Below are 22,896 nucleotides of genomic sequence, written 5' to 3'. Positions count from 1 at the left end.
ATGCCCAAGGGTGTCCCCGAGAGCGTTCCCGACGACGGCCTGACCACCCGCCAGCGCCGCACCCAGCCGATCACCGCCGTGCACACCGGCCCCGGGAAGGGCAAGTCCACGGCGGCCTTCGGGATGGCCCTGCGGGCCTGGAACCAGGGCTGGTCGGTCGGGGTGTTCCAGTTCGTGAAGTCCGCCAAGTGGAAGGTCGGCGAGGAGAACGCGCTGCGCGTGCTCGGCGCCTCCGGCGAGGGCGGCAGCGTCGACTGGCACAAGATGGGCTCCGGCTGGTCCTGGATCCAGCGCTCGGCCGAGCAGGAGATGACCAGCGAGGAGGCGGCCAAGGAGGGCTGGGAGCAGGTCAAGCGTGACCTCGCGGCCGAGACCTACCGCTTCTACGTGCTGGACGAGTTCACCTACCCGATGCACTGGGGGTGGATCGATCCGGCGGAGGTCGTCGCCGTGCTCCGGGACCGCCCGGGCAGCCAGCACGTGGTGATCACCGGCCGGTACGCGCCCGAGGCGCTGACCGAAGCCGCCGACCTGGTCACCGAGATGACCAAGGTCAAGCACCCGATGGACGCCGGCCGCAAGGGCCAGCGCGGCATCGAGTGGTAGTCCGTCGGGCGGCGTTCCGTCGAGCGCTGGTCCGTCGAGTGGTAGTCCTGAGCCCGGAGTCCTGAGTCCTTGAGCAGCATCCCCCGCCTCGTCGTCGCCGCGCCCTCCTCCGGCGCCGGCAAGACCACCGTCGCCACCGGCCTGATCGCGGCGCTCGCCGGGCGCGGGCTGGCGGTGTCGCCGCACAAGGTCGGCCCGGACTACATCGACCCGGGCTACCACGCGCTCGCCGCCGGGCGTCCGGGCCGCAACCTGGACGCCTTCATGTGCGGGCCGGAGCGGATCGCGCCGCTGTTCCTGCACGGCGCGGCGGGGGCGGACGTCGCGGTGGTCGAGGGCGTCATGGGCCTGTTCGACGGGGCCTCCGGGCGCGGGGAACTGGCGTCCACCGCGCACGTCGCCAAGCTGCTGCGGGCGCCCGTGGTGCTGGTCGTGGACGGTTCCTCGCAGTCCCGCTCGGTGGCCGCGCTGGTGCACGGCTTCGCCTCCTGGGACCCGCAGGTGCGGCTGGCCGGGGTGATCCTCAACCGGGTCGCCTCGGACCGGCACGAGCACCTGCTGCGCGAGGCCCTGGAGGAGGGCTCCGGGGTGCCCGTGCTGGGCGCGCTGCGGCGCTCGGCGGCCGTGGCCACGCCGTCCCGGCACCTCGGGCTGATTCCGGCGGTGGAGCGCTCGGAACAGGCGCTGCGGGCCGTCGCGGACATGGGCGACCTGGTCGGCTCCTCGGTGGACCTGGACGCCCTGCTCGAACTCGCGCGCACCGCACCGGACCTGGACGCCGAACCGTGGGACCCGACAGCCGAGGTGACACCGGTCGCCGGACGGCCGCGGATCGCGGTGGCGGGCGGTGCGGCGTTCTCCTTCTCGTACGCCGAGAACGCCGAACTGCTCGGCGCGGCGGGCGCGGAGGTGGTCCCGTTCGACCCGCTGCACGCCTCCGCGCTGCCGACGGGCACCACCGGGCTGGTCGTCGGCGGCGGCTTCCCGGAGCTGTACGTACGGGAGTTGAGCGGGAACGCCGCGCTGCGCGCCGCGATCGCCTCGTTCGCCGCCGCGGGCGGGCCGATCGCCGCCGAGTGCGCCGGGCTGCTGTACCTGGGGCGGGAGTTGGACGGCCTGCCGATGTGCGGGGTGCTGGACACCACCGCCCGGATGACCGAACGGCTCACCCTCGGCTACCGGGAGGCCGTCGCCCTGCACGACTCCCCGCTCGCCCCGGCCGGCACCCGGCTGCGCGGGCACGAGTTCCACCGCACGGTCTGCGAGCCGGGCGCCGGTGAACTCCCCGCCTGGGGCTGGCGACTGCCGACCGGGCCGCACACCGAGGGCTTCGTCGCGGGCCGGGTGCACGCCTCCTACCTGCACCTGCACTGGGCCGGGGCGCCCGGGCTGGCCGCCTCCTTCGCGGCGGCCGCGGCGGCGTTCGGCGCGGGGCGCTGAGAGCGCCGGGGCCGGGGCGCTGAGGCGCCGGGGGCTGAACGCCAGGCGTCGGCGCGGGCCGTCACATGCCGGGGCCGGGTGTGGTGCGCGCCTCTAGGATGCGCCCATGCACGTGATCGTCCTCAACGGCGGCTCCAGTTCAGGAAAGTCCAGCCTCGCCCGGCGGCTCCAGGAGCTGCTGCCGGAGCCCTGGCTGCACCTCGGCACGGACACCCTGGTGGCCGCGCTGCCGCCGTGGCTGCTCGGCGGCGACGACGGCATCGGCGGGCTGACCGGTGGGGACGGCACGGTGGAGGTCGGCCCGGCCTTCGCCCGGCTGGACGCCGCCTGGACGCTGGGCGTCGCGGCGATGGCCCGGGCCGGGGCCCGGATCGTGGTGGACGAGGTGTTCCTCGGCGGCGCCGCCTCGCAGCAGCGGTGGCGCGCGGCGCTGGACGGCCTGGACGTGCTCTGGGTCGGCGTCCGCTGCGACCCGGCGGTGGCCGCCGCCCGGGAGGCCGCGCGCGGTGACCGGGTCGGCGGAATGGCCGCCGCGCAGGCCGAGTCGGTGCACGAGGGCGTCGGGTACGACCTGGTGGTCGACAGCTCGACGGCCTCGGTGGAGGACTGCGCGGGGCTCGTCCTGGCGCGGGTGGCGGCCGGGGGCTGAGCGGGCGCGCGCCGGGCGGCCGGGCGCGGAGCGGGCCGGGCGAGTGACCCGGCGGGGCCCGGCGGGGCCCCGCTACAGTGCGAGGGTCTGCCAGCCCCGGGTGATCTGCTCGTGGACGGCCGCCGGGTCCGGCGCCGTCGGCTGGGCCGCCGCCAGTGCGGCCAGCAGGGCGGTGCCGTCCGCCGGGCGCTGCGCCGGGTCGACGGCCAGGGCGCGCCGGACGACGGCGGCCAGCACCGGGTCGAGGGCCGCCACCGCCGCCAGCGCGGTCGGCTCGGGGCCGATGTCCACGATCCGGCGGATCACCGCGCCCGTGTTGGTCGCCGCGAACGGGCTGGCACCGTGCGCCGCGCACACCACGCAGCACGCCCAGGCCCACACGTCGGCCGCCGCGCCGACCCGCTCGTCGCCGAACTGCTCGGGCGCCATGTACGTCAGGGTGCCCGGGCCGCCGCCGGTGGCGGTCAGCCGGGTGCCGTCCACGATCGCCGCGATGCCGAAGTCCAGCAGGCGCGGGCCGGCCGTGGTCAGCATGATGTTGGCGGGCTTGAGGTCCCGGTGGACAAGCCCGAGCCGGTGCACCCCCGACAGCGCCACGGCGAGCGCCAGCCCGAGGGCGCGCAGCGCCTCGGCGGAGCGGATCGGTCCCTGCTCGCGCAGGTGGGCGTCCAGCGGGCGGCCGTCCAGCAACTCCATGGCCAGGTACGGGCGTCCGGCGTCCACACCGGTGTCGAGCACCCGGGCGGTGTAGGCGCCGGGGACCATCGCCAGCACCTCCGACTCGCGTTGGAAGCGGCGCAACAGGTCGGCGTCGTCGAGGAGTTCGAGGTTGATGGTCTTGAGCGCGACCTGGGTGGCGGAGCCCTGGCGTCGGGCCAGGTAGACCGTGCCCATGCCGCCGGAGCCGATCCGGCCGAGCAACTGGTAGCCGCCGATCGTGCGCGGCTCGTGGGCGCTGAGCGGGCTGCCGACGGGCGGGTGACCGGCGGCGGGGTGGCCGGCCGACGGGTGGCCGGCCGACGGGCCCGAGTCCACGGGCGGGCCGGGAGGAGCGGGCTGCGTCGGGACGTACGGCGCCTGCGGCGGGGCCGTGGGCGGATACGGCGAGGGCCCGGCCAGCAGGGCCTCGAAGGCCCGGGCCGCCTCGCCGTCCCGGGCGCCCGTCGCGCCCCCGCCGACCGGCTTGGGCCTGCGGCTCGCCAGGACGGCGACCAGTTGGTAGACCGTCGCGGCGAACAGCAGACCGACCGGCAGGAGGAACAGCCCGAGCGCCGCGCGCAGCACGAGCAGGCCGATGACCCGGGCCCGGGTCGGACTGGCGGACCAGGCCTGCGGGGGCAGGCCGACGGTGAGCAGGCGGCGCTGGGTCAGGTAGCAGAACAGCAGCCAGAGCAGCAGGGAGCCGACGAAGGTGGCGAGGTACCAGGTCCGCGCCAGGTGGAGGGGCAGATGGGCGGGGATGGCCAGGTACTTCACGTTGTCGAGGTCGAACGCTCCGGCCAGTCCCCGGGCGGCGCGATTGCCCGGGGTGGCGACGAACAGGAAGGCCGTCAGCCCCGCCGCGCCCAGCAGGCCCACCGCCAACTCGCCGACGGTCGCAGCGGTGCCACCCGGCGCACCCGCGGTCGCGTCCGCGCCGGTGGCCGCCAACGCCCGTCGCCGGGTGGCGGTCTGCGAGCGCAGCAGCACCGGCAGGGTCGCCAGCCGGAGCAGCAGTGCCGCGCCGGTGATGGTCAGTACGGTCACGTCCAACGTGCTCAGCATGCTTCCCCCTGGCCGATCGAGCACACGGAGTATAGGCGGCGGCCCGTCAGCCGGCCCCACCCAGGAGCACGACGAGGTAGCCGTCGATCTCCTCGCGCAGTTCCTCCGGCATCGGCAGCCGCCAATGCCCGCTGCCGGCCGTCGCGTTGAACAGCACGCCGTCGCACCAGCGGATCAGCCGGCGGGCGTCGCGCTCCGGGTCGGTGGAGCCGGCCCGGGCGAGCAGGTCGGCGGCGAGGTCGGCGAAGCGCGCGCCCAAACGGTCGTAGACGGACCGCAGTTCGGGGCGGCGGGTGGCCTCCAGGGCGAGTTCGAGTCGGGCCAGGGTGAGCCGCCGGCCACCGGTGAGCGCCTGGAAGAGCGCCTCGGCGGCGACCCCGGCGAGCAGGTCGCGCGGTGCGGCGGTGACCTCCGACAGGCCGCGGTCGGCGAGGACCGGGTAGTCGGCGGTCTCCCGTTCGACGATCCGGGTGAGCACCAGCTCCAGCAGGGCGGCCCTGGTCCGGGCGAGGTTGGAGGTCGAGCCGGCCGGCAGGCCGGCGGCGTCGTCGACGGCGCGGTGGGTGAGGCCGCGCAGGCCTGCCTCGGCGATCAGGTCGATGGCGGCGTCGGCGATCAGGGTCGGGCGCGGGGGCGTCATGGGTCCGATCATGGCCTCTCGCCGCGGGCTCCCCCAAGTCACCACAGCACGTCACTACGGCCGTAGTTTACGGCCCACTACATGTGTAGTACCGTGCTGGAGCAGCGGGCACTACAGCCGTAGTGCGCCAGGTCGTGCCAGCTCGCACGAGAAGAGGAGCCCTCATGGGCCTGCACCAGGCGATCGTCATCGGCGGCGGCATCGGCGGCCTCACCGCCGCCCTCGCCCTCCACCGGCAGGGCATCCCCGTCACCGTCCACGAACGCGCCGCCTCCCTGGAGCCCGTCGGCGCCGGACTCGCCCTCGCCCCCAACGCGCTGCGCGCCCTCGACCGGCTCGGCGTCGGCCCCCGGCTGCGCGCCCTCGCCGCCCCGCACCCGGCCATCGGGGTGCGCCACCCCTCCGGCCGCTGGCTCGTCCGGACCAGCACCGCCGCCGTCGAGGCCCACTTCGGCGACCCGATCGCCGCCGTCGCCCGCGCCGACGTCATCGCCGCCCTGGTCGACGCCCTGCCGGCGGGCACCGTCCGCACCGGCTCCCCCGCCACGGTGGTCGACCCGGGCGGCCCGCAGCACCCCGCCGTGGTCCGCAGCGCCGACGGGGACCGGCCCGCCGGACTCGTCGTCGCCGCCGACGGCATCCACTCCGCCACCCGCGCCCTGCTGTTCCCCCGGCACCCCGGCCCCCGCTACAGCGGCTTCACCACCTGGCGCGCCATCGTCACCCCGGACCGCCGCCCGGCCGCCGCCGGCGAGGTCTGGGGCCGCGGCGGGCTCACCGGGATCGTCCCGCTCGCCGACGGCCGGGTCTACGTCTACGCCGCCGCCCTCGCCCCGGCCGACACCCGGGCCGCCGACGAGCGGGCCGAACTCCTGCGGCGCTACGGCGACTGGTGCGCGCCCGTCCCCGAGCTGTTCGCCCTCGCCGAACCCGGGCGGGTGCTCCGCAACGACGTCCGGGAACTCGCCGATCCGCTGCCCGCCCACCACCACGGCCGGGTCGCCCTGCTCGGCGACGCCGCCCACGCCATGTGCCCGTTCCTCGGCCAGGGCGCCTGCCAGGCGATCGAGGACGCCGTCGTCCTCGCCGCTCCGCTCACCCCCGCCGCCGACCTCGCCGCCGGCCTCCCCGACTACACCGCCGCCCGGCTCCCCCGCACCACCGCCGTGGTCACCGCCTCCCGCCGCGCCGGCGCCCTGATCGCCCTGCACACCCCCGCCGCCACCGGGCTGCGCACCGCCGCCCTCACCCTGGCCGGCCTGCTCCCCGCCCGCACCCTGCTGCGCCGCTCCGCGCCCGTCTACGACTGGCGGCCGCCCACGCCGCACCACGGCACCTGACGCGACGGCACGGCGGCGCGACGGCACGACGGCTGAGCTACCCCTCGGTGTCCTTCGCCGCCCCGCTCGTCCCGAAGCGCAACCGCCATTCGGCGCCGACCGGGGGCGACGCGACGTCGTCACCGCGCTTCGGGCTCACGGCTCGAACACCTCGCCGTGATCGTCGCCGGGGAGGGGCCCGGTGAGCTCCGCAGTGAGCCCCGGGTCCGCGAGGATTCTGGCGGTGGCGCGCCAGTCCGCTATCACGCGGTGCAGATTGGTGTGCACGTCGAGGTCCACGACGTCACGGGTCGCGTCGACGAGGTCGACGACGAACTCCCGCACCTCCCCCGGAGCGAGGTGCCTGACCCACGGGAAGACGGCGGGGAGGGCCAGGAGCACGGCGCGCGCGCCCTCGTCGCTGCCGATCAAGGCGGTGAACAGCCTGGCCGTGACATCCGCGGTCTCCTCGCGCTGCCGGTCATGGCGCTCGGTCGTCAGGTAGAGGTCCTCACCGTCCCGCCGCGTCACGTGCACCCGCTGGGCGCGCTCCACGGTGTCCGCGACGCGCTTGGAGTTCTTCGACAGGTCGGAGAAGGAGACGACGGCAGCACTCATACCTCGACGCTAGTTCGGAACACGTTCCGAAGTCAATCGCGATCTGCGCCTCCGGGTGGCGGCGCCGCCGGGCCGGAGGTGTCGGTGGCGGCTGCGAGGATGCCCGGCATGACGGACTCCAGGCGGGCCATCGGGGAGTACTGGGACGCGGCCGCGGCGTGCTTCGACGACGAGCCGGACCACGGGCTGCGGGCGGCGGAGACGCGGGAGGCCTGGGCCCGGCGGGTCCGGAAGTGGCTGCCGGCGGGGTCGGCGGAGGTGCTCGACGTGGGCTGCGGGACGGGTTCGTTGGCGGAGCTGGTCGCGGCGGACGGCCACCGGGTGACCGGGGTGGACCTGGCGCCGCGGATGGTGGCGCGGGCCCGGGCGAAGCTCGCGGCGGCCGGACTGACGGGGCGGTTCCTGGTGGGCGACGCGGGTGCGCCGCCGGTGCGGGAGGGCGGTTTCGACGTGCTGCTCTGCCGGCACCTGCTCTGGACCCTGCCCGAACCGGAGCGCTCCCTGGGCGCCTGGGTGCGGCTGCTCCGGCCCGGCGGGCGGCTGGTGCTGGTCGAGGGGCGGTGGGGCGGGGCCGACGAGCGGGCGGCACCGTACGTCGTGGGCGCGGGGCGGCTGCCCTGGGGCGGGGGCGTCAGTGCGGAGCAACTCGCCGCGGCGGTGGGCCCGTTGGTGACGCGGCTGCGGATCGAGCCGCTCAGCGGGGCGGCGGAGCTGTGGGGCGGCCCGGTGACGGACGAGCGCTACGCACTGGTCGCCGACCGGTAGCGGGCGTCAGGACGGGCTGCCGAAAGTCCCGTTGACCGGATCGACACGGAAGCAGGCGGCGCAGCGGAGCCGGGTGTAGATCGCCACCGTGCCCATGCAGACGTCCTCCCGGCCGTCCAGGGGCGACGTCGAGTCGGCCGGCCGCCCGCAGTCCAGGCAGCGCCGGTGCGGCCGGGCGGCGACGGAGCAGGCGCGGCAGACCAGGTGGGTCGGGTGCTCGGCGTGCACCACGACGGGCTGCGGGCCGCCGTGCAGCAGGTGGTCGCACCAGGTGCAGGACCCGTCCTGCTGCGAGGCCAGCATCCGGTCCCGGGTGTCCCGCTGCCACCGGGCCGCGTTCTGCAGCGGCACCTTCACCGGCGGGCCCCAACCGGCGGCGGCGAGCCACTGGGCGCCTTCGGCCCCGGCCGCCCGCAACTGGTCGTCGACCGCGATGTCCCTGGGGGTCCTGCGCTTCATCGGCCCTCTCCTCCGGCGCGGCGCCCCCTCCGGTGCGGCGTCGCACCGGGATAACGCGGCCGGGCGGGTGGTGGACACGCGAACCACCGCGCCGTGCCGTCCCGCGTCGCAGGGGCCGCGGCGGCGGCTCAGCCGAGCGGCTCGGTGTCGCCGTGGGCGAGCAGGAGTTTGCGCAACAGGGCGTCGAGCCGGGCGCGTTCGTCGGCGTCGAGGGCGGAGAGGATGCGCTCCTCGTTGCGGATGTGGCCGGGCAGCGCGGCGTCGATCAGCTCCTTGCCGGCCGGGGTGAGGCGGACCAGGACGGCGCGCCGGTCGTTCGGGCAGGGGTTGCGCTCGACCAACCCCTTGGCGGAGAGCCGGTCGACGCGGTTGGTGATGGCGCCGGAGGTGACCATCGCGGACTTGAGCAGGGCGCGGGCGTTGAGCTCGTAGGGCTCGCCGGCGCGGCGCAGGGTGGCGAGGACGTCGAACTCGGAGGAGTCCAGGCCGCAGGTGAGGAAGTACTCGCGCAGGGCGCTGTCGACCCGGACGTTCAGCCGCCGCAGCCGGCCGATCAGGGCCATCGCCTCCAGCGGGAGGTCCGGGCGGTTCCTGGCCCACTGGTCGGCGATCTCGTCGACGGTGTCGCGCTGCCGCATGGCCCGCTCCTCGTGTCCCTGGCGGCGCCGCCCGTCGGCTGCCGGTCGCAGATATCTTAACATTCACATACTTGACGTTCACGGATCTCGGCGCGTAGAAATATCTCAACGTTCAGATAGTCAACGTTGAGGAGATCGGGACCGCCATGGACCGCAAGCGCGCGGGGATCGCCGCGACCGCCGCACTCGCCCCGGCCGCCTGGGGCACCACCTACCTGGTCACCACCCAGCTGCTGCCCGACGGCCGGCCACTGCTGCTCGCCGCACTGCGGGCCCTGCCCGCCGGCCTGCTCCTGCTGCTGATCGGCCGACGGCTCCCGAAGGGGCGCTGGTGGGGGCGCGCGGCGGTGCTCGGGATGCTCAACATCGGGCTGTTCTTCCCGCTCACCTTCGTCGGCGCCTACCGCCTGCCCGGCGGTGTCGCCGCGACCATCGGGGCGATCCAGCCGCTGCTGGTCGCCGGACTCTCGATCGGCGTGCTCCGGGTCCGGCCCGGGCGGCGGGCCCTGCTCGCCGGACTGGCCGGGGTCGGCGGGGTGGCCCTGCTGGTCCTCAAGAGCGGGGCCGCACTGGACGGCCTCGGGATCGCCGCGATGGTCACCGCGATCGCACTGATGGCCCTCGGGACCGTCCTCACCCGCCGCTGGGGCCGTCCGGAGGGCGCCACCATGGTCGACCTCACCGCGTGGCAGCTGCTCGCGGGCTCGGTCTTCCTGGTCCCGCTCGCGGCACTGGTCGAGGGCGCGCCGCCGACCCTGACCGCCGCCAACCTGGCGGGCTTCGCCTACCTCGGGCTGTTCAGCACCGCGCTCGGGTACGTCCTGTGGTTCCGCGGCATCGAGCGGCTCGGTGCCGGGCCGGCGTCCTTCCTCGGGCTGATCAACCCGGTGGTGGCCACGGTCGGCGGGCTGGTCGTGCTCGGCCAGACCCTCACCCCGTGGCAGGTGCTCGGCCTGGTGCTGGCCCTCGGGGCCATGCTCCTCGGGCAGGCCCCGGCGCGGCGGACCCCCGCCGCGGACCCGGAAGCCCCGGCGGACTCGGCGGACCCGGCTCCGGACCCGGCTCCGGAGCTTGCGACCACGGGCGCCGGGGCCGCGCAGCCCGGGGCGGGTCAGCCGGTGGCGCGGATGTAGATGTCGGCGGCGCCGGGCAGTCCGCCGGGGATGGTGGCGACGTAGATCCGGCGTGCGGTCGGCGGATGGGTGGGGACGGCGGACGGCGTCACGGTGGGCGAGGGCGTCCAGGTCGGCGTGGGGGCCGGACCGGCCCCGCCCGCCTCGGGACCGCCGTCCCCGGTCACCCCCGGGCCCGCCGCGCCGAAGGCCCCGCCGTCCGCGGCGGCGTCCGGGTCGGGATCGGCCGGGGACGGCTCGGCTTCGTCGGCGCCCGACCCGGCGGTGGACTCGGCGATCGACTCGGGGCCGGGGGTCGCGGCGGGCGTCGCGACCGGGGCCGGGGCGACGCTCGCGGTGGGCTCCGGGGAGGCCTGGGCGGCCGGGCCGGTCGGGGAACCGGTCGGAGAACCGGTCGGGGCCGTTTCCGGGAGCTCCGGCGCCTCGGCCGGCTCGTCGCCCCCGAGGGCGGCGGCGAGGTCCGGCGGCAGCGGGGCGGCCGGTCCGGGCTCGGGGAGGTCGTAGGCGCGCAGGAAGTCGCCGAGGCCGGGCTCCTTGCCGCCGCCGAGCCGGTAGTGCAGGTAGGCGACCGGCGCGCCGTCCGAGGTACGGGTGTAGACCGCGCCGACCGGGACGTAGTAGCGGTCCGCGCCCGGGTGCTGGGAGGGGTGGAGGCCGGCCAGCCGCTCGGCGCGGTCCCGGTCGGTCTCCCGGCCGACCTGGCCGACGGTCAGCGCGTTGACCCCGCGCACCAGCAGGGCCGCGCCGGCGGACACGCACAGCACCAGCCCGACGGCGACGGTGCGCCGCAGCACCGGCCGGCCGTGCAGGGCGGGCCAGGAGTCGGTGACCACGCGCTCGGGCGGGATGCCGTCCACGGTTTGCTCGCTCCCCCGTCTGGGTCAGGACGTCCGCTCGAGACGATCGTCTCACGCACTCGTCTCGCACATTCGTCTCGCACGAACGTCTCGGACGGCCGTCCCGGACGGTCGGCCGTCCGGGACGTTCGTCCGAGTCCGCCGTCCGGGACGAGCGTCCGGGACCTTCATCAGGACGTCACACTCTGCTCGACGTGGGACCGTAGCGGAGAGTTCCTCAGCCCAGGTAGGCGGGGGCCACCGCAGCCTTGGTGACCAGCCGCGGCGCACCGGAGCCGTCGGCCGGGACGGTCCACAGGTCGGCGCCGTAGTCCCCGGGCAGGGCGTAGAGCAGCGTGCCGGTGTCGGACCAGAGGGCCTGGTCGTCGATGTTGCGCCGCTCGGCGGTGGCGGTCTCGGTCCCGCTCGCGAGATCGAGCACGTAGAGCCGCCACGGGGAGTCGGCGGGCAGCCCGGGGACGCGCTTCTTGTACGCGATGCGGCTGCCGTCCGGCGAGAGCGAGGGGCACTCGACGTTGTCGTGCAGGGTGGTGAGGGTGCGGGCGGCGAGGTCGCCGCGGACCAGGTGGGTCTGCCCGGCGCTGGCCAGGGTGGCGTAGAAGGTGTCGTCGTCGGCGAAGGTGACGCCCCAGATGTTGATGTCGTGCGCCTGGTACGGGTGGCCGTCCTTGACGACCGCGAAGTCCTCCAGGTTCTCCCGCAGGTTCCAGTCCCGCACGTCCACGATCGACGTGCGGGTGGAGAAGGCGCTGCCCGCGTAGGAGTCGCCGCTGACGAACACCGTCCAGGCCGCGAGGTGCCCGGACGGGGAGACCCGGGCCCGGGTGGGGATGCCGGCGGCGGGGAAGGCGCGGCGCTCGTGGAGGTGGTCGTCCAGGACGACGGCGCGGTAGGTGTCGTCCAGCGCTCCGTGCTGGGCCTGGAGGCAGATGCCGGTGCCGGCGGCGGCGTGGAAGCGCAGGCACTGGGTGCCGGAGGCGGTGCGCGGGCCGTCCGGCCGGTCGGCCGGCACGGTGGTGATCTCGTCCCGGTGCGGCCCCCAGGCCATGTTGCGGAACAGCAACTGGCGTCCGCTCGACGGGACTCGGAGGGACACCGGCCCCGGGGCGACGGGCGGGCCGCCGGCCTGGGTGCGGTCGCGCTCGGCGGTGCGGTCAGCCGCGTAGAGGACGGCGCCGGTGCCGACCGCGCCGAGCACCAGGACGGCCAGCAGCAGCACGATCACCCGGCTGCGGTTGTTCTGCAGGTTCACGGACTCTCCAGGTTCACGAGCGCTCCGACTTCACGAGCGCTCCGACTTCACGGACGCTCCGGGTTCACGGGTGCTCCCGGTTCACGGACGCTTCTCGATGGGGACCGGCGTCGCGGGCGCCGGCTCGGCCGCCCCGGACCCGGGGGCCCGGATCCGCGCAGCACCACCGCCGCACCCGCCACGCACAGCGCCAGCGCGCCCGCCGACCAGGCCAGCGCCGTCGGGCCGCCCACCACGCTCCACAGCGCGCCGAACAGCAGCGAGCAGGCGAACCGGGCCAGCGCCTGCCCGGTGCCGACCAGGGCGAGCCCGGCGCCGCGCTGTTCGACCGGGACGGCGTCGGCCGCGGCCGCGGCGAGCACCCCGTCCGTGGCGGCGTAGAACGAGCCGTGCAGCACCAGCACGCAGACCACCGCGGGCAGTCCGCGCAGCGGCGAGAGCAGCAGCCCGTACGCGAGCAGCAGCACCCCGTGCCCGAGCAGGAAGAGCCGGCGGCGCCCGATCCGGTCGGCGAGCGAGCCGAGCGGGACGGCGAGCAGCAGGAAGGCCGCGGCGGTCCCGAGCGGCAGCAGCGGGAACAGGTTGACGGACAGGCCGAGTCGGCGCTGGATCAGCAGGTAGAGGAAGGAGTCGCTGACGGTGGTGAGGCCGAGCAGCACGGCGCACAGGGTGAGCCGCCGCAGCCCGGGCAGCCGGAGCAGGGTGAGGCTGTTGCGCAGGGTGGGCGCGGTGGTGGACCCCGCGTCAGCACGTTGCCGGTTCGGCACGAACAGCAGCAGGATCAGCACGCCGAGCGCCGCGACACAGGCGCTGACGGCGAACACCGCGTCGTAGCCGTGCCGTTCGCCGCCGTCGGCGAGCAGCGGGCCGCCGGCCAGCCGCAGCACCAGGAAGGCGGTGAGCGGGCCGAGCAGGGCGCCGGCCGTGTCCATCGCCCGGTGCACGCCGAACGCCCGTCCGCGGTGGGCGGGTTCGGTGGCCAGCGAGATCATCGCGTCCCGGGGTGCGGTGCGCAGCCCCTTGCCGGTGCGGTCGACGGCGATGACGGCGCCGATCAGCGGCACGGTGTGGACGAGGAGCAGCAGCGGCCGGCAGAGCGCGGAGAGCCCGTACCCGACGGCCGCGACGGCCTTGTGGCGGGCGGACCCGTCACGGCCGCGGCGGTCGGCGAGGTAGCCGCCGGCCAGTTGGACCACGGCGCTGAAGCCGTTCTGGATGCCGTCGAGCAGCCCGAAGCCGAGCGGGGAGAGGCCGAGTCCGGTGAGCAGGTAGAGCGGTAGGACGGCGTTGACCATCTCGGAGGAGATGTCGGTGATCATGCTGACGGTGCCGAGGGCGAGGACCACCCCCGGCACGGAGCGCAGGGCGGCGCCCCGCCGCACCGGGCCGGGGGCCGGTGCGACGGGGGCCTTCGAGCTGCGGGAGTCCGCGACGTACACGGGCGTCAGTTCCAGATGCCGGTGATGTCGGAGGCGTTGGCGGCGTTGCCCGCGTGGGCGTTGACGCCGGCCAGGTCCTCCAGGGTGTGCAGCACGTCGTAGTGGTTGTAGGTGGTGGCGGTGGAGCTGCCGGGGGCGACGTGGGCGCCGTAGACCAGGGTCGGGATGCGGTTGCCCGAGAGCTTGTTGTCCTCGTCGAAGGTCACGACCAGCAGGCTGTTGTGGCTCTTGGCCCACTGCGCGTAGCCGTCGAGGTTGCTCTGCAGCCAGGAGTCGCCGGTGCCGACGGAACAGTCGTGCATGTCGTCGCACAGGTCGGGGACGACGAAGGAGACCTTGGGCAGGGTGGTGTAGTCGGTCGGGAAGGCGTCCATGCCGTAGGCGCTGGAGGTGGGCACGTTGCCGAAGCCGAACCACGGGTTGTGCTTCTGGGCGTAGTTGCCGCTGCTGCAGTCGGTGGCGCCGACGCTCGGCAGGCCCTCGTTGTAGCTGGCCCAGGTCTGGTTGGCGGCGAGCAGCTCGGAGGCCAGGTTGGGCTGCTGGAACGCGCCGACGTCCACGCAGCCGTCGTCGTCGATGCCCTGGGTGCTGCCGGAGAAGATCATGTAGTAGTTGGGCTGGCTGGGGTGGGTGAGCGCGAACGACTGGGTCAGCGTCGCACCGCCGGCGGCCAGGGTGTTGTTGAAGTACGGCGCGTTGGAGCTGCCGACGACCTGTGAGTACGCGTGGTTCTCCATCATCACGACGATGATGTGGTCGGGCGAGGGCAGGCCGGCCGCGGTGTCGGCGGACGCGTTGCCGCTCGCGGCCCACAGGCCGAGCGAGCCGGCGACCAGGCCGAGGCCGGCGGCGAGGGCGGTGATCGGGCGGAGCTTGCGACCACGGGCGGGGCGCGGGTCGGTGGTGGGGGCGGCGGTGGGGGTGCCGTGTTTGCGGAGTCGTGCGAAGGCCATGGGGTCCTCCGGTTGTCGGGGCTCCCAGGACGGGAGCGCCGAGAACAGTAGGATCGCGTCAGTGACGTGTACCGCACAAGGGAAGTGAAGAACAGGCGAACAGCTGCGAGGCCGTCCCCGTACGGAGCGACCGGACACGAAGCGACCTGCGGGAACCCCCGGCCGCACACCCCCTCCGGCCCCGGCGGTCCGGGGCGGAGCGGTCCGGCGGCGGAGGTCACACCCGTCGCGATTGACCCGTTTCGGCCGGGCGTGGTGGGATCACGGGGGCCCGCGACCGCAGGTCCGGGAACGGCAAGGAGCGCGGGACGTGATCGGACTGGTCGCCCTCTACGGGCCGGGCCGCCCGCTGACCGACGAGCTGCGGACCCTCTGGCCGGAGAGCACCCACGCCTACCGGGCCTCGCACGGCAACTGCTTCCAGGCGCCGGAGGCGATGCGGCTCGCGCTCGACCGGCACCGGCAGGTGATCGCCGTCGGCTCGCTCCCCGCCGTCGTCGGACTGCTGACCGGCGGGCTGGTCGACCTCCCGCGCGGCGCCGAGCTGCTCTGCCTGGACCCCGGACGGCGCTGGATCGTCCCGCTGGCCCGCACGGACGCGGCCGAGGAACTCGCCCGCGAGGTGGCGGCCGCCCTCGGCGTCACCCCGGTGCTCACCGGACCGCCGCCCGCCCCCGAGGACCCGCTGGACGTGCTGACCCCGCACGCCGTCCGCTCCTCCCGGGCGGGCGCCGACGCCACCGCGCGGGCGGCGGCGGAGGGGCGCCCGGTCCGACTGGTCGGCGACGTACCGTACCCGCTGCCCGCGCTGCCCCCGAACGTCCGGCCGGACGCGCCGGAGGACGCCCCCGTACTGCGGATCACCGACCGGGAGGACCCGGACGGCGACGGCCTGCTGGTCGTCCCGCGCACCCTCGTCGTCGGCATCGGCGCCGGCAGCGGCGCCGAACCGGCCGACGCCATGCGGCTGTTGACGGAGGTCCTGGCGGAGACCGGCCACCTGCGCCCGGCGATCGCCCGGGTGGCCACGGTGGCGGGCAAGGGCGACCACCCGGCGGTGCGCTGGGCCGCGCGCTGCCTGAACGTGCCGGTGGACGAGCACCCGGCGGCGGAGCTGGCCGGGATCACCGTGCCGAACCCGTCCGAGGCCGTCGGTGCGGCGGTCGGCACCGCGAGCGTCGCCGAGGCGGCTGCGCTGGCGAGCGCGGACGGCGGCGAACTCGTCGTCCCCAAAAGGAAGTCGGCGACGGCGACGGTGGCGATCGCCCGGGCCGCGGTGCGCGGGCGGCTGGCACTGGTCGGGCTCGGGCCGGGCGCGCACGACCTGCTGGTGCCGCGTGCGCTGACCGAACTGCGGCGCGCCTCCGTGGTGGTGGGCCGCCCGGCGGCGGTCGAGGCGGTGGCCGCGCTGCTCCGGCCGGGGACCCGGCGGGTCGCGGTGCCGGAGCCGGGGTCGGTCCGGAACACCCGCGGCGAGGTGCTGGACCGGGCCGGAGTCGCCACGGACGGCGCCGGGGAGCCGGTCGACCACGTCGGGGCGGCCGTCACGCTGGCCACGCACGGGCACGCCGTCGCCCTGGTCGCCCTCGGCGACGGCGCGGGGCTCACCGCGCCGCCCGGCGCGTACGACCTCCACCGGGTGCCCGGCCTGCCGGACGACGGGGCCCGCGCATGACCGCCCGCGCCCCCCGCACGACGGCGCACCAGGTCGACCCGACGGCATCCGAGCCCGGCCTGACGGCACCCGACCCCGACCCGGCGGCGCACGAGCCCGACCTGCGCCATCACGGCGACGCCGAGGTGCGGGCCGACGGGCGCGACCTGGTCGACCTCGCCGTCAACGTCCGCACCGGTACACCCCCGGCCTGGCTGCGCGAGCACCTGGCCGCCACCCTCGGCACCCTCGCCGCCTACCCCGACCAGACCGCCGCCCGCGCCGCGGTGGCCGCCCGGCACGGGCGCCCGGTCGAGGAGGTGCTGCTCACCGCCGGGGCGGCGGAGGCCTTCGTGCTGCTCGCCCGCGTTCTGACGGCCCGTCATGTCACCGTGGTGCACCCGCAGTTCACCGAGCCGGAGGCCGCCCTGCGGGACGCCGGACACCGGGTGCACCGGGTGCTGCTCTCCCCCGGGGAGGGGTTCCGGCTGGCCGCCGTCCCCGCCGAGGCGGACCTGGTGGTGCTCGGCAACCCGACCAACCCGACCTCCGTCCTGCACCCGGCCGAGGCCGTGGCCGCACTCGCCCGTCCCGGGCGCACCCTGGTGGTGGACGAGGCCTTCATGGACACCGTGCCGGGCGAGCGGGAGTCCCTCGCGGCCGTCCGGGACCTGCCCGGGCAGGTCGTCGTCCTGCGCAGCCTCACCAAGACCTGGGGCCTGGCCGGGCTGCGGATCGGCTACGTGCTCGGCCCGGCACCGCTGATCGCCGCCCTGGGCACCGCCCAGCCGCTCTGGCCGGTCTCCACCCCGGCCCTGGCCGCCGCCGAGGCCTGCAGCGGCCCATCGGCGCTGGCCGAGGCGGACCGGGCCGCCGTCGAACTCGCCGGGTGGCGGGCCTACCTGGTGAAGGGCCTGACCGCCTTCCCGGCGCTGCGACTGTACGGGGAGCCGGCCGCGTCCTTCGTCCTGGTCCGGCTGCCGGGCGCGGCGGCGGTCCGGGAGCGGCTGCGCGAGCACGGCTTCGCCGTCCGGCGCGGGGACACCTTCCCCGGGCTCGGCGAGGACTGGCTGCGGATCGCCGTCCGGGACGAGGCGACCACCGACCGGTTCCTCGACGCCCTGGCGACGGTCCTCGGTCCGGCCTGAGCCGGCACCGGACCGTCCGGGCCCGGACGGGCCCGCTTCACCCGGGCCCGAGTCGTCCCGGCCCGCTTCACCCCGGGCCGAGTCGTCCCGGGCCGAGTCACCCCGGGCCGAGCAGCCGGACCGTGTCGCCGGCGCCGACCCGCCCGGGGGCCAGCACCTGCGCGTACACCCCGGCGCAGGGCAGCGCCGGCATCCCCGCCAGCGGCACGATCCGGTTGCGCTCGGCCGGCACCCGCAGCGCCTCCGTCCGGCGGGGCAGCGGGCCGTGCCGCAGCGTGGGCACGGCGCACCGCGGGGTGGGCGCCACGATGCGCAGCCGCAGCGCCTCCCCGATCGCCAACTCCCGCCCCACCCAGGCGTTCTCGACGAACCCCTCGCCCTCGGTGCGGATCACCAGGTTCGGCCGGTAGCGTTCCGCGTCGACGCCGACCGCCGCCAGTGTGGAACTGGTGATCAGGTGCAGCGGGGCGAAGTCGAAGAAGCCGCCCGCTTCGGCGGCCCGCCCCAACTCGGTGAGCGTCACCGGGACTTCCGCGTCGATCCCGCGCGCCAGCACCTCCTCCGGAACGGCCCGCTCGACCGTGGCGCCGGGCGGGCGTTCGGCGATCAGGGTGAGCTCCCGGCCGAACGCCCGCGACAGCTCGGCCTCGTCCACCGGGCGCCCGTCCGGGCCGGCGATCGCCACCCGGCCGTCCGCCGCGGTCGTCGCCGAGTAGTCGAGCAGTCCGGCCCAGCGGCGGGGGTTCTTGGCGCTGGCCACCCGGCCGCTCGCCACGTCCAGCAGGGCCCGGCCGCGGTCCCCGGCGAGGCCGCGGCCGTCCACCGCCACCGACGGGAGCTCCTCCCCCAGCAGCGACTTGACCGGATAGCGGCGCACCCGCTCGACGCGGCCCACCGGTTCTCCGCCAAGCCCGGGAACACCCGGCCCGGGGACACTTGGTTCAGGGACACCCGCAACAGGCACGCCCGGCCCGGGGACGCTCAGCACGGGAAGTCCTCCGCCCACTCCCGCAGCACCGCGAAGTGCAGCTCCCGCAGCCCGGCCCGGGGGTCCACCCAGAGCGGCAGCGCCTCCCCCGGGTGGTTGGCCGCTATCCACGCGATGTCCGGCGACCCGATCTCGTCGTCCAGCCAGACGAACGGCCGCCCGGCCGCCCAGGCCACCACCTCCCTGGTCTTCCAGTACAGCCCGTCCGGGTCCTCGCCGAACAGGTTGCTCCAGCGGATGTACGGAAGCGCGGGCAGCCCGAGACGCGGGCCGATGAAGGTGTTCGCCTCGTCCATCCAGGTGGACGGGTCACCCTTGCACCTCCAGGATGCAGGCCCGTTCCGCTGACTGGAGAGTGGAACCATGGCCCGCAAGCCCGCCGAGCCGGTGAAGTATCTCGACCTGCTTCTCAGGAAGTCGCAGGTCGTGAGGGGCACGGCTGCCCGGGACATCCTGTCGCTGAAGGCGCAGGAGGTGCGGGGCCGGGCGTGGGGTAAGGCCAATGGCTACACGATCCGCCGGATCTACCGCGAGAACCTTTCGGCGTACAAGCTGACCGTCAAGCGCCCGGACTTCGACGCGGCGGTTCACGCGCTGCTCGAAGGCGAGTCCGACTGTCTGTGGGCGTACGACTCCTCGCGGTACAGCCGCAAGGGTGCGGGCGACGTCCTGAAGATCCTGGACAGCCCCGGCAAGCGGCTCGTTTTCGATATCAACGGGCTCGACACTGAGCGGCCGGAGGACCGCCGCCGGATCATTGAGGACGCGGAGCGGGACCGCGAGTACTGCCGCGTGCTGTCGCAGAAGGTGAGGGACACCAAGGCCCAGCAGCGCGACGAAGGCAAGTGGCTGTCGGGGCCCCCGATCGGCTGCAAGGTCACGAAGAAGCGCAAGCTCAAGCCCGGCAAGCTCTGGCCGATGATCGTGCGTATCCACAATGAGGCTGCGGAAGGCCTGTCGAACCGGAAGATCGCGTTGGGCTTGACCGCTGACGGGTACAGGTCGCCCAGGGGCGGGCCGTTCCGGTCGAACACGGTCGGCATCATCTTGCGCAACCCGGTGTACCTGGGATGGCAGATCGTGACGGTGAACGGGCACCACCAGCTCTACCTGAACGCCAAGGGCAAGCCGGTGCGGGTGTTCGCGAAGGGGGCGGAGACCATCCCGCAGGCCACGTTCGACAAGCACCGCCGGATGGCGGCCGGGATCGACCGGCGCAAGAATCTGCCAAGCGTGGAAGAGCAGCAGAAGACCCCCGAGCGCTCGCCCGCCTCGGGGCTCATGTGGTGCGACGGCGGGGGCCGGGACCCGAAGAAGGGCCACACGGCGACGATCCACGGCCAGTCGTTCCGGTGCGGGCGGCTCAACCTCGGGATGACCGACTGCCCCGGCCCGGTGAGCGGCATGCGGACCACGGTGGAACGCGTCCTCGCCCAGGAGTGGCACAAGAAGCTGACCACCACGGGCCCGCTGGACCCCGTCATGCTGGCCGTCGCGCAGGGCTGGGTGGCCCTCTCGCAGCCGGAGGAGACCCAGAAGGAGTCCGAGGCCCGGGGGCAGATCAAGCTGGCGGAGGAGGCAGTGGCCCGCCTGGACCGGCTGAACGCGGGCGGGGCCTACACCGGCCGCGACGGCGAGGAGACGTTCATCAAGCTGCGCCGGGCGGCGGTGGAGGACGTGGAGACCGCTCAGGCGGAGTGGGAGGCGGTGGCCAAGCCGATGGCGGACATCTCGGTGCTGACCGATCCGAAGCGGTGCCTGGAGCTGTGGGAGTCCGGTGACAGCCACTACCGGGGTCAGCTGCTGCGGCTGGCGATAGAGCGGGTGTACCTGCTGAAGGCCCCGTACTCGGGGGCGCGGCTCAAGGCGGACCGGCTGGACATCGTGTGGAAGACGCCGCGCGGGTGGAAGCCCCCGAAGCCGGCGGCCGAAGAGCGGAGCTGTTAACCGACCCGGCTTAATACCTATGAGACCTCCTCTCGTGGGGAGTTGAGGGTTCGGTGTTAACCGCTTCCTCTCAATACAGGTGGGCAGGTGCGCGCACTCGAACGTGCGTGGCGGCTTCGCGGGAGACCCTGGCACTGCGCCGGGGTCTTACTCATTTGCTCCGGGATTCGTCCGCAGGCGAGAGCGAGCGTTGCGCCTGCGCCTTGTTCAAGATCACCGCGTTTCGTCTGGGGGAGGGGTGCCGGACATGAAGACCACCACGGCCTGGTGCCGAGTGTGCGGGGTGCGGCCCCGGGCCCGGGACGGCCCACACCCGCTCTGCGGAGACGAGCGCTGCCGCAGGGCCTTCGCCCTGGCGCAGGAGTCCCAGCGCGCGGCCCTGAGAGAGCTTGCGGCCCCCGCGCTGTGCGGCCAGTGCGGCGAGCCGTCGGGCAGGCGGCCCGCCCGGACCGGGCAGGTCACCTACTGCGAACGGTGCGCGGCCGACCGCCGGGCGCGCCGCTGTGAGGACGCCCGCCGCGCCGAGCTGCGGGAGCGCACCGCACACGGCCCCCGGCCGTGCCACAACCCCCGGTGCACGGGCATCGTGGACGCGTCAGCCGACCCCCGCAGGCGCTACTGCTCCGACAAGTGTTCCCGCGCGGCCGAGCACGCCCGCCGCAAGGCCAGGCAGGCCGGTAGGGACCGCGACGAGAAGCCCCGCCCGTGCCGACGCTGCCGCTTCCGCAAGGAGGTGATGCAGTTCCCGGACGGCGTGTGCCGCGCCTGCCAGGCCGAGCAGCGCCGCCGCCTCAAGGACCGCAAGGAGTCGATCCGGCGGAAGGTGTCCGAGCGCCACGGCGACCGCTGCGCGTACTGCCCGCCCGCAGTTGCCACGCCGGGTGAAGTCCTGGACCACGTCCGGCCGGTGGCGCGCGGCGGGCTCACCGAGATCGCCAATCTCCGCTGGGCCTGCCGGGACTGCAACACCGACAAGGGCGACATGCTGCCCACCGAGTGGATCTCTCCGCGCGAACGCCTGACCCCACCTCAGATTCGGGGGGATGTCGTGACGTGCGCAAACCCCCCGACCCCCTGACCCCAGGGAGGGGGCCGCACCCCGCCCCACCCCCGCCGAGCCCCTTGCCAGCACGGGCCGAGACCTCTCCCGACCCCCGGCCATGATCACCAGTTTCGGGGCCGATGGGGCGGCCAGCGTGCCGTTTCATCCCGAACCCCCTGGTGATCATGAACCCCGTCACCCGACCGAATGGAACCCCCGCATGATCCACCCGTTCTCCCTCTCCGCCCGCCGCAGGGCCGTTGAGCTGTCCGTGGCCGAGGTCGCCGACCGCGTCGGCGTCCACCTCGCCACCGTCTACGCCTGGGAGGCCGAGGACAAGACCCCGACCCCCGCCCACTACCTCAAGTGGTGCAACGCGCTCTCGCTGACCTACCGCGACGTGGTCAACCACGAAGCGTGGGACGGCGACCCGGACGCCGAGTACACGTTCCTGTCCGCGCTGCTCACCCTGCGCCGGTCGGCGGGCGCCCACTTCATGAGCGGTGAGGCGCGGCTGTTCCGTGCCCCCGGCGGCTACCGTCCGCCGACCTTCGCCGACCTGTTCGACGGGCTTCCCGCAGCTTCGGCCGGCTGACCGCCCCGACACCCGAACTCCCCAGCCCCGTGCCGCAGATGGCCGGGGCTTCTCTGTTCCCGCCGCAGCAGCGGGAACCCCGAGGAAAGGCGCCACCCCGTATGACTGGCAACACCTTCGAGATCACCGACGTCGTGGCCGTGAGCCTGGCCCTGATGCGCTCGAACTCCGTCCTGGGCGAGTGCGTGATGCGCGACGCCGAAGCGAGCTTCACCGGCGGCCGGGGCGACTCGGTACGGGTGCGCACCCCCAAGCGCCGCGTCGCGCAGAACTTCAACGGCACCACCGTCTACACCAAGGTGGAGGAGGGCCACGTGCAGGTGAAGCTGACCGACGAGCCGACGGATGCCGCCGCCTTCACCACCAAGGACATGACGCTCAACATCGAGAGCTTCGGTGAGCAGGTCCTCAAGCCCCAGATGGACGCCGTGTCCACCTATGTCGAGAAGTCCGCCGCCGCCCTGCTGAACGCCGCGAGCAAGGCCGCCGGAGCCCGCGTCATCAAGGCCGACGCCAAGCCGGGCGAGCCGGGGCACGTCGTGAAGATGCTCACCGCCGCAGCAGCCGACTTCACCCGCCGCGAGATCCCCGCAACTGACCGGTTCCTGGCCATCGGCCCGGACGTGCAGAACATCCTGCTGGACGTCGAACAGCTCCAGAAGGTCAACGAGGCTGGAGACTCCCACGCGCTGCGCAACGCGACCATGGGCGAGCTGTTCGGCTTCCGCGTAGTCGTCTCCTCGCACCTGGACGGCGCGGTCGCCTTCCACAAGACCGCGTTCGCCCTGGCCGTGCGCGCCCCCTCCGAGGTGCAGGGCGGGGCCCGCTCCGTCTCCGCCGCCGACAACGGATACGCGCTGCGCGTGACCATGGACTTCGACCCGTCCGTGAAGTCCGAGGTGTCCATCGTGGACACGCTGTGCGGCGTGGCGACCATCGACGCCACCCGCGCGATCGCCTTCACGGTCACCCCGCCCGCCAAGGCGTGAC

The 22,896-nt window shown here is 74.9% G+C and carries 23 protein-coding genes; 12 read left to right on the top strand and 11 right to left on the bottom strand.

From position 1 onward, the window contains the following. The 3 genes from cobO (at position 1) to AB0O91_RS05255 (ending at position 2,695) form a co-directional block, all read left to right on the top strand. A complete protein-coding gene (gene cobO, locus AB0O91_RS05265; RefSeq protein WP_363428043.1) occupies positions 1 to 606 on the top strand; it encodes a cob(I)yrinic acid a,c-diamide adenosyltransferase in 606 nt (201 codons plus the stop codon). 69 nt (positions 607 to 675) lie between these two features. Beyond that, positions 676 to 2,046: a cobyrinate a,c-diamide synthase gene (locus AB0O91_RS05260; protein WP_363428041.1), complete on the top strand. Its 1,371-nt coding sequence runs from the start codon at positions 676 to 678 to the stop codon at positions 2,044 to 2,046. Between the two features lie 106 nt (positions 2,047 to 2,152). Then, positions 2,153 to 2,695 (top strand): AAA family ATPase, encoded by a 543-nt coding sequence (locus AB0O91_RS05255; RefSeq protein WP_363428039.1) that lies wholly within the window; start codon positions 2,153 to 2,155, stop codon positions 2,693 to 2,695. 72 nt (positions 2,696 to 2,767) lie between these two features. Here AB0O91_RS05255 and AB0O91_RS05250 read toward each other — a convergent pair whose 3' ends face one another. Both AB0O91_RS05250 and AB0O91_RS05245 read right to left on the bottom strand, forming a co-directional pair. Next, a complete protein-coding gene (locus tag AB0O91_RS05250; protein WP_363428037.1) occupies positions 2,768 to 4,459 on the bottom strand; it encodes a serine/threonine-protein kinase in 1,692 nt (563 codons plus the stop codon). Between the two features lie 46 nt (positions 4,460 to 4,505). Further along, a complete protein-coding gene (locus tag AB0O91_RS05245; RefSeq protein WP_363428035.1) occupies positions 4,506 to 5,099 on the bottom strand; it encodes a TetR/AcrR family transcriptional regulator in 594 nt (197 codons plus the stop codon). A 164-nt stretch (positions 5,100 to 5,263) separates the two neighbouring features. On the opposite strand from AB0O91_RS05245, the gene AB0O91_RS05240 reads away from it, so the two are divergent. After that, entirely contained in the window at positions 5,264 to 6,439 is a 1,176-nt protein-coding gene (locus AB0O91_RS05240) for an FAD-dependent monooxygenase (protein WP_363428033.1), read from the top strand. 135 nt (positions 6,440 to 6,574) lie between these two features. Here the strand turns inward: AB0O91_RS05240 and AB0O91_RS05235 are convergent, their stop codons facing one another. After that, entirely contained in the window at positions 6,575 to 7,036 is a 462-nt protein-coding gene (locus AB0O91_RS05235) for a prevent-host-death family protein (RefSeq protein WP_363428031.1), read from the bottom strand. A gap of 108 nt (positions 7,037 to 7,144) precedes the next feature. Here AB0O91_RS05235 and AB0O91_RS05230 point away from each other — a divergent pair, with 108 nt between their 5' ends. Next, positions 7,145 to 7,801: a class I SAM-dependent methyltransferase gene (locus AB0O91_RS05230; protein WP_363428029.1), complete on the top strand. Its 657-nt coding sequence runs from the start codon at positions 7,145 to 7,147 to the stop codon at positions 7,799 to 7,801. A gap of 6 nt (positions 7,802 to 7,807) precedes the next feature. Here AB0O91_RS05230 and AB0O91_RS05225 read toward each other — a convergent pair whose 3' ends face one another. Both AB0O91_RS05225 and AB0O91_RS05220 read right to left on the bottom strand, forming a co-directional pair. Further along, positions 7,808 to 8,260, bottom strand: coding sequence for a hypothetical protein (locus AB0O91_RS05225; RefSeq protein ID WP_363428027.1), 453 nt, complete (start codon positions 8,258 to 8,260; stop codon positions 7,808 to 7,810). Between the two features lie 128 nt (positions 8,261 to 8,388). Beyond that, positions 8,389 to 8,898, bottom strand: a complete 510-nt coding sequence (locus AB0O91_RS05220) for a MarR family transcriptional regulator (protein ID WP_363428025.1) — start codon at positions 8,896 to 8,898, stop codon at positions 8,389 to 8,391. A gap of 146 nt (positions 8,899 to 9,044) precedes the next feature. Here AB0O91_RS05220 and AB0O91_RS05215 point away from each other — a divergent pair, with 146 nt between their 5' ends. Beyond that, positions 9,045 to 10,031 (top strand): EamA family transporter, encoded by a 987-nt coding sequence (locus tag AB0O91_RS05215; RefSeq protein WP_363428023.1) that lies wholly within the window; start codon positions 9,045 to 9,047, stop codon positions 10,029 to 10,031. Here the strand turns inward: AB0O91_RS05215 and AB0O91_RS05210 are convergent. The 4 genes from AB0O91_RS05210 to AB0O91_RS05195 all read right to left on the bottom strand — a co-directional run bounded on the left by AB0O91_RS05210 (position 10,010) and on the right by AB0O91_RS05195 (position 14,532). Beyond that, the gene (locus AB0O91_RS05210; RefSeq protein ID WP_363428021.1) at positions 10,010 to 10,888 is read right to left on the bottom strand and encodes a hypothetical protein; all 879 of its coding nucleotides are present in this window, start codon (positions 10,886 to 10,888) and stop codon (positions 10,010 to 10,012) included. The genes AB0O91_RS05215 and AB0O91_RS05210 overlap by 22 nt on opposite strands. 217 nt (positions 10,889 to 11,105) lie before the next feature. Continuing rightward, positions 11,106 to 12,140 carry a TolB-like translocation protein gene (locus AB0O91_RS05205; protein WP_363428019.1) on the bottom strand — a complete coding sequence of 345 codons (1,035 nt, stop codon included), beginning with the start codon at positions 12,138 to 12,140 and terminating at the stop codon, positions 11,106 to 11,108. A 47-nt stretch (positions 12,141 to 12,187) separates the two neighbouring features. After that, complete coding sequence (locus AB0O91_RS05200; protein WP_363428017.1) at positions 12,188 to 13,579, bottom strand: MFS transporter; 1,392 nt, start codon at positions 13,577 to 13,579, stop codon at positions 12,188 to 12,190. A 5-nt stretch (positions 13,580 to 13,584) separates the two neighbouring features. Further along, a complete protein-coding gene (locus AB0O91_RS05195; RefSeq protein WP_363428015.1) occupies positions 13,585 to 14,532 on the bottom strand; it encodes an alkaline phosphatase family protein in 948 nt (315 codons plus the stop codon). A gap of 310 nt (positions 14,533 to 14,842) precedes the next feature. On the opposite strand from AB0O91_RS05195, the gene AB0O91_RS05190 reads away from it, so the two are divergent. Further along, entirely contained in the window at positions 14,843 to 16,207 is a 1,365-nt protein-coding gene (locus tag AB0O91_RS05190) for a cobalamin biosynthesis protein (protein ID WP_363428013.1), read from the top strand. Next, a complete protein-coding gene (cobC, locus tag AB0O91_RS05185; RefSeq protein WP_363428011.1) occupies positions 16,204 to 17,334 on the top strand; it encodes an Rv2231c family pyridoxal phosphate-dependent protein CobC in 1,131 nt (376 codons plus the stop codon). The genes AB0O91_RS05190 and cobC overlap by 4 nt, the downstream gene beginning before the upstream one ends. 97 nt (positions 17,335 to 17,431) lie before the next feature. Here the strand turns inward: cobC and AB0O91_RS05180 are convergent, their stop codons facing one another. After that, complete coding sequence (locus tag AB0O91_RS05180; RefSeq protein ID WP_363428009.1) at positions 17,432 to 18,229, bottom strand: MOSC domain-containing protein; 798 nt, start codon at positions 18,227 to 18,229, stop codon at positions 17,432 to 17,434. A gap of 86 nt (positions 18,230 to 18,315) precedes the next feature. Continuing rightward, positions 18,316 to 18,618 carry a hypothetical protein gene (locus AB0O91_RS05175; protein ID WP_363428007.1) on the bottom strand — a complete coding sequence of 101 codons (303 nt, stop codon included), beginning with the start codon at positions 18,616 to 18,618 and terminating at the stop codon, positions 18,316 to 18,318. Between the two features lie 67 nt (positions 18,619 to 18,685). Between AB0O91_RS05175 and AB0O91_RS05170 the strand changes: the two genes are divergently transcribed. The 4 genes from AB0O91_RS05170 (at position 18,686) to AB0O91_RS05155 (ending at position 22,895) form a co-directional block, all read left to right on the top strand. Next, on the top strand, positions 18,686 to 20,269 hold the full coding sequence (locus tag AB0O91_RS05170) for a recombinase family protein (RefSeq protein ID WP_363428005.1): 1,584 nt from the start codon (positions 18,686 to 18,688) through the stop codon (positions 20,267 to 20,269). A gap of 247 nt (positions 20,270 to 20,516) precedes the next feature. Continuing rightward, on the top strand, positions 20,517 to 21,347 hold the full coding sequence (locus tag AB0O91_RS05165) for an HNH endonuclease signature motif containing protein (RefSeq protein ID WP_363428003.1): 831 nt from the start codon (positions 20,517 to 20,519) through the stop codon (positions 21,345 to 21,347). A gap of 184 nt (positions 21,348 to 21,531) precedes the next feature. Further along, positions 21,532 to 21,906 (top strand): helix-turn-helix transcriptional regulator, encoded by a 375-nt coding sequence (locus AB0O91_RS05160; RefSeq protein WP_363428001.1) that lies wholly within the window; start codon positions 21,532 to 21,534, stop codon positions 21,904 to 21,906. A gap of 101 nt (positions 21,907 to 22,007) precedes the next feature. Continuing rightward, positions 22,008 to 22,895 (top strand): P22 phage major capsid protein family protein, encoded by an 888-nt coding sequence (locus tag AB0O91_RS05155; RefSeq protein ID WP_363427999.1) that lies wholly within the window; start codon positions 22,008 to 22,010, stop codon positions 22,893 to 22,895. Position 22,896 lies beyond the last annotated feature (1 nt).

Source organism: Kitasatospora sp. NPDC089797 (assembly GCF_040684795.1).
GTDB lineage: Bacteria > Actinomycetota > Actinomycetes > Streptomycetales > Streptomycetaceae > Kitasatospora.
This window is presented reverse-complemented; position numbering and strand designations above follow the sequence as displayed.